Source organism: Tabrizicola sp. (assembly GCF_016793705.1).
In the GTDB taxonomy this organism is placed as follows: Bacteria; Pseudomonadota; Alphaproteobacteria; order Rhodobacterales; family Rhodobacteraceae; genus Tabrizicola.
This window is the reverse complement of the sequence record NZ_JAEULO010000006.1, coordinates 1-5,271: the sequence shown is the minus strand read 5'-3', so window position 1 is coordinate 5,271 and position 5,271 is coordinate 1. Positions and strand designations below refer to the sequence as shown.

Sequence of the window (5,271 nt, the reverse complement as noted above, 5' to 3'; positions counted from 1 at the left end):
GAAGACAGCTGTCGCAGTGCTTACGGCACTTTTCCTTGGATGGGGCGGTAGCATGCCGACGTTGGCACAAGAACGACCTGTACCGGAAATCATAATCGGTTCGGCGGTGATCGAACCGATGCCCATCGCCGTGCCGACCTTCGTCGATGAGGGCGGCGCAGGGGACTATGCCAAGGCGATCAGCGACGTGGTGATCTCGGACCTGGAAGGGACCGGGTTCTTCCGCACCATCGGCGAGGACGCGTTCATCAGCCGGGTCACCAGTTTCGACGGCGGGATCGCCTTCGAGGACTGGAAGGCGATCAATGCTCAGGTGCTGGTCACGGGGGCGGTTTCCGTGGCGGGCGACCGGATCACGGTGAAGTTCCGGGCTTATGACGTGTTCAACGGCACGACGCTGGAAGGCGCGGCCCTTCAGTTCGCGGGGACGACCCAGGGCTGGCGGCGGATGGCGCACAAGGTTGCCGATGTGGTCTATTCCAAGATCACCGGCGAGGGTGGCTATTTCGACAGCCGGGTGGTCTTTGTCAGCGAGTCGGGGCCGAAGAACGAGCGGCTGAAGCGGCTGGCGGTGATGGATTATGACGGGGCGAATGTCGCTTACCTCACCGACAGCAACTCCATCGTGCTGGCGCCCCGGTTTTCGCCGACGGGGGATCGCCTGCTGTATACCAGCTACGAGACGGGCTTCCCCCGGATCACGCTGATGGATGTGGGGTCGATGAAGCGGCAAACGCTGGAGGAGCAGCCGGGGACGATGACCTTTGCGCCTCGGTTTTCCCCGGACGGGGGGACGGCGGTGTTCAGCCTGGAGCGGGGCGGGAACACCGATATCTACGCGCTGAACCTGTCCTCGGGGGCGCTGTCGCAGCTGACGAATGCGCCGTCGATCGAGACGGCGCCGAGCTTCAGCCCGGACGGCAGCCAGATCGTGTTCGAAAGCGACCGGACAGGCGTGCAGCAGATCTATGTGATGCCGTCGGGCGGCGGGGAAGGGACGCGGATCTCGGGTGGCGAAGGGCGCTATGGCACCCCGGTCTGGTCGCCGCGGGGTGATTACATCGCCTTCACCAAGCAGAACGCCGGGCGCTTCCACATCGGCGTGATGCGGACGGACGGGTCGGAAGAGCGGCTGCTGACGGCGAGCTTCCTGGACGAGGGTCCGACCTGGGCGCCGAACGGGCGGGTGCTGATGTTCACGCGGGAAACCAGCGGTGGCGGCGGGCAGGCGAGCCTGTGGTCGGTGGATATCACCGGGCGGAACCTGAAGCAGATCCCGACCGACGGCCCGGCCAGCGACCCGGCCTGGTCGCCGCTTTTGCCCTGAATTGTGACGCGCCGCCGATTCACACGGCGGCGCAAAGCTGTTAATCTCCCCTGCAATCGAGCCAACAAGAAGGATGCCCCCGAGATGACCCTTGCTGCGAAGTCGCTGCTTCTGATCGCTGTCCTGGGCCTTGCGGCCTGCAACAACCCTGACCGCTATGGCGCCGGTGGCGCGGGCGGGGCTGGTGGCGCGGGCGGCGCGGGCGGGATCGACACCACGGGCCTTGGTGATCCGAACAACCCGACCTCGATCGCCTATTTCAACCAGACGGTCGGCGACCGGGTGCTGTTCGCGGTGGACCAGTCGACGCTGTCGCCCGAAGCGCGCGGCATCCTGACGGCGCAGGCGAACTGGCTGAACCAGAACACCGGTTATGCCGCGATCATCGAAGGCCATGCCGACGAGCAGGGCACGCGGGAATACAACCTTGCGCTTGGCGCGCGCCGGGCGGCGGCGGTGCAGAACTTCCTGATCAGCCAGGGTGTCGCGGCGTCCCGGCTGCGGACGATTTCCTACGGCAAGGAGCGCCCGCTGGAGGTGTGTTCGGAAGAGGCCTGCTATGCCAAGAACCGTCGCGCGGTGACGGTGCTGTCGGCTGGCGCCGGGGTCTGACCGGATGCGGCGGCTTGGCCTTTCTCTGGCTTTGTGCCTTCTGCCGGTCCTGGGTCATGCCCAGGACAAGGCCGAGACGCTGGCAGATATCCGCAACGAGCTGGCGCAGCTTGCGGCCGAGTTCAACGCGCTGAAAGCCGAGCTTGTGGCCTCGGGCGCTGCGACGAATGGTTCGGCGGGCGGTGATGCGCTGACGCGGATGGACACGATCGAGGCTGAGCTGGCGCGACTGAACGCGCGGACGGAAGAGGTCGAGTTGAAGCTGAACCGGGTGGTGTCGGATGGCACCAACCGGATCGGCGACATCGAGTACCGGCTGTGCGAAGTGACCGAAGGCTGTGACCCGGCCAACCTGGGCGCGACGCCGGCGCTGGGCGATGCCGGGACTGCGACTGCGTCGGTTGCGCCGGATGCGGGTGCGACGGGGACGGCACCTGCGACAGGCTCGACCGGCGGAGCGGAACTGGCGGTGGCCGAACAGGCGGACTTTGACCGGGCCAAGGAGGTGCTCGGTCAGGGTGACTTTCCCGGAGCTGCAGCGCTCTTTGCGACCTATGCCCAATCCTATCCTGGCGGGCCGCTAGTTCCCGAGGCGCACTACCTGCGCGGCGAGGCGCTGACCAAGCAGGGTGATACCGCGAATGCGGCCCGGGCCTATCTGGATGCGTTCTCGGCCGCGCCGGAAGGCCCGATGGCGCCGGATGCCCTGCTGAAACTGGGCGAGGGGCTGGGGGCGCTGGGTCAGGTGCAGGAAGGCTGCGTGACGCTGGCCGAAGTGGGCAAGCGGTTCCCGACCAGCATGGCGGCGACGCAATCGACCGTGGCGATGCAGGGGTTGGGGTGCCAGTAAGCCTGGACGCCCGGCTGGTCGGGCTGGTCCGGGACGCACTGCCAGCGGGCGAGACGATCGGGGTGGCCTTGTCGGGCGGTGGGGATTCCACCGCCCTTTTGCATCTGTGCCTGAAGGCGGGGTTCGCGGTCGAGGCGGTGACGGTCGATCATCGGCTGCGGGCGGAAAGCGCGGCGGAGGCGCTGGCGGTGGGGGTCGCGTGCCGGGCGCTCGGGGTGCGGCATGAGGTGCGGGTCTGGGAGCATGGGGCGGTCGGTGGCAACCTGATGGATGCCGCGCGGCGGGCGCGGATGGGGTTGATCTGCGACTGGGCACGGTCACGCGGCGTCGGGGTGGTGGCACTCGGTCACACAAGGGACGACGTGGCCGAGACGGTGCTGATGGGTCTGTCGCGGGCGGCGGGGATCAGTGGACTTTCCGGAATGCGTCGCCAATGGAATGAAGGGGCTGTTCGGGTCCATCGTCCACTTCTCGCTGCCGGGCGGGAGGAGTTGCGGGAATGGTTGCGTGGGCGGGGAATCGGCTGGGTCGATGATCCAACCAATGAGGATGAGCGGTTTGCCAGGGTGCGGGCTCGGAAGGCGCTGGCGGTGCTGGCTCCGCTTGGGATCACGGCGGAAAGGCTGGCCGAGGTGGCGGGGAACCTGTCGCGGGTGCAGGAGGCTCTGGCGGTGCAGGTGGCGGCGGCGGCGGCTTTCGTCGAGGAACGGGCAGGGGCCTTGCGGTTTGGCGCGGGGCTCTGGGCGGAGCCTGCGGAGGTGCAGCGGCAACTGGTGGTGGCGGCGCTGCTGTGGCTGACGGGGGCGGGGTATGCGCCGCGGGCGGCGGAGGTCGAGCGGTTGATCGGGGCGCTGGCGGCGGGGCGGGATACGACGCTGGCGGGCTGCCGGGCGCGGGCCGGGTGGCTGATGCGCGAACCGCGGGCCGTGGGCGCAGCCGTGCCGGTGGGGCAGGTCTGGGACGGGCGCTGGCGGGTCGAGGGGCCGCAGGCGGAGGTGCGGGCGATGGGGGCCGAGGGGCTGCGGCAAGCGCCGGACTGGCGCAAGGCGGGGCTGCCGCGCGAGGTGCTGCTGGTCACGCCGGGGGTCTGGAAGGGCGGGACGTTGCTGGCGGCCCCCGCAGCGGGACTTTCCGCCGGTTGGCAGGTGCGGCTTCAACGCCCCTTCACCTTTTCCCGTTAGTGCATTGAACCCGCGCCCCAAAGGTTTATCTTAGGCCAAAGTCGCTGCGGCCCTGCTTTTGGGGCCACGGGCGCATTGAGGAGATCCCTGCATTGGGTAATGCACGCAATATCGCCTTCTGGGTCGTGCTCTTGATCCTTGTGATGGCGCTGTTCCAGCTGTTTTCCGGCAACCAGACGACGATGTCGTCGCGCTCGCTGACCTATTCCGACTTCGTGGAGCGGGTGGACGCGGGCCAGGTCTCGAAGGTGGTGCTGGACGGCGAAAGGATTGTGGTCGTCGGCAAGGACGGCAATTCCTATGTGACGATCAAGCCGCCGGGGGACCTTGTCACCGACAACCTCTCGCGCGACCTGATCGCCAAGGGGGTCGAGGTCGAGGCCGAGCCGCAGGCGCAGTCCGGCTTCGTCTCGGTGCTGCTCAGCTTCCTGCCGTTCCTTTTGCTGATCGGGGTCTGGATCTATTTCATGAACCGGATGCAGGGCGGCGGGCGCGGCGGGGCGATGGGCTTTGGCAAGTCGCGGGCGAAGCTGCTGACGGAGAAGCAGGGGCGCGTGACCTTCGACGATGTGGCGGGGATCGACGAGGCCAAGGAAGAGTTGGAAGAGATCGTCGAGTTCCTGCGGAACCCGCAGAAATTCTCGCGCCTGGGCGGCAAGATCCCGAAGGGGGCGCTTCTGGTCGGCCCTCCCGGCACGGGCAAGACGCTGCTGGCCCGCGCGATTGCGGGTGAGGCGGGGGTGCCGTTCTTCACCATCTCGGGGTCGGACTTCGTGGAGATGTTCGTGGGCGTGGGTGCGTCCCGCGTGCGGGATATGTTCGAGCAGGCGAAGAAGAACGCGCCCTGCATCGTCTTCATCGACGAGATCGACGCCGTGGGGCGGGCCCGGGGCGTGGGGATCGGCGGCGGGAATGACGAACGCGAGCAGACGCTGAACCAGCTCTTGGTGGAGATGGACGGGTTCGAGGCGAACGAGGGCGTGATCATCATCGCCGCCACCAACCGCAAGGACGTGCTGGACCCGGCGCTGCTGCGGCCCGGTCGGTTCGACCGCCAGATCCATGTGCCGAACCCCGACATCAAGGGGCGCGAGAAGATCCTGTCGGTCCATGCCCGCAAGGTGCCGCTGGGGCCGGATGTGGACCTGCGCACCATCGCGCGCGGCTCGCCGGGATTCTCGGGGGCTGACCTGATGAACCTTGTCAACGAGGCGGCGCTGATGGCGGCGCGGGCGGGGCGGCGGTTCGTGACCATGATCGACTTCGAGTCCGCCAAGGACAAGGTGATGATGGGGGCGGAG

At 67.7% G+C, this 5,271-nt stretch carries 5 protein-coding genes; all 5 read left to right on the top strand.

Annotation, left to right across the window (positions count from 1 at the left end):
- The first annotated feature begins 52 nt into the window (after positions 1–52).
- On the top strand, positions 53–1,327 hold the full coding sequence (tolB, locus tag JNJ68_RS01530) for a Tol-Pal system beta propeller repeat protein TolB (RefSeq protein WP_294978096.1): 1,275 nt from the start codon (positions 53–55) through the stop codon (positions 1,325–1,327).
- Between the two features lie 84 nt (positions 1,328–1,411).
- Positions 1,412–1,939, top strand: a complete 528-nt coding sequence (gene pal, locus JNJ68_RS01525) for a peptidoglycan-associated lipoprotein Pal (RefSeq protein WP_294978094.1) — start codon at positions 1,412–1,414, stop codon at positions 1,937–1,939.
- Positions 1,940–1,943: 4 nt separating this feature from the next.
- Positions 1,944–2,789 carry a tol-pal system protein YbgF gene (ybgF, locus tag JNJ68_RS01520; protein WP_294978092.1) on the top strand — a complete coding sequence of 282 codons (846 nt, stop codon included), beginning with the start codon at positions 1,944–1,946 and terminating at the stop codon, positions 2,787–2,789.
- Positions 2,780–3,970 carry a tRNA lysidine(34) synthetase TilS gene (tilS, locus tag JNJ68_RS01515; protein ID WP_294978090.1) on the top strand — a complete coding sequence of 397 codons (1,191 nt, stop codon included), beginning with the start codon at positions 2,780–2,782 and terminating at the stop codon, positions 3,968–3,970. The genes ybgF and tilS overlap by 10 nt, the downstream gene beginning before the upstream one ends.
- 92 nt (positions 3,971–4,062) lie before the next feature.
- The coding region (gene ftsH / locus JNJ68_RS01510; protein ID WP_294978087.1) for an ATP-dependent zinc metalloprotease FtsH at positions 4,063–5,271 on the top strand (1,209 nt) is incomplete at its 3' end.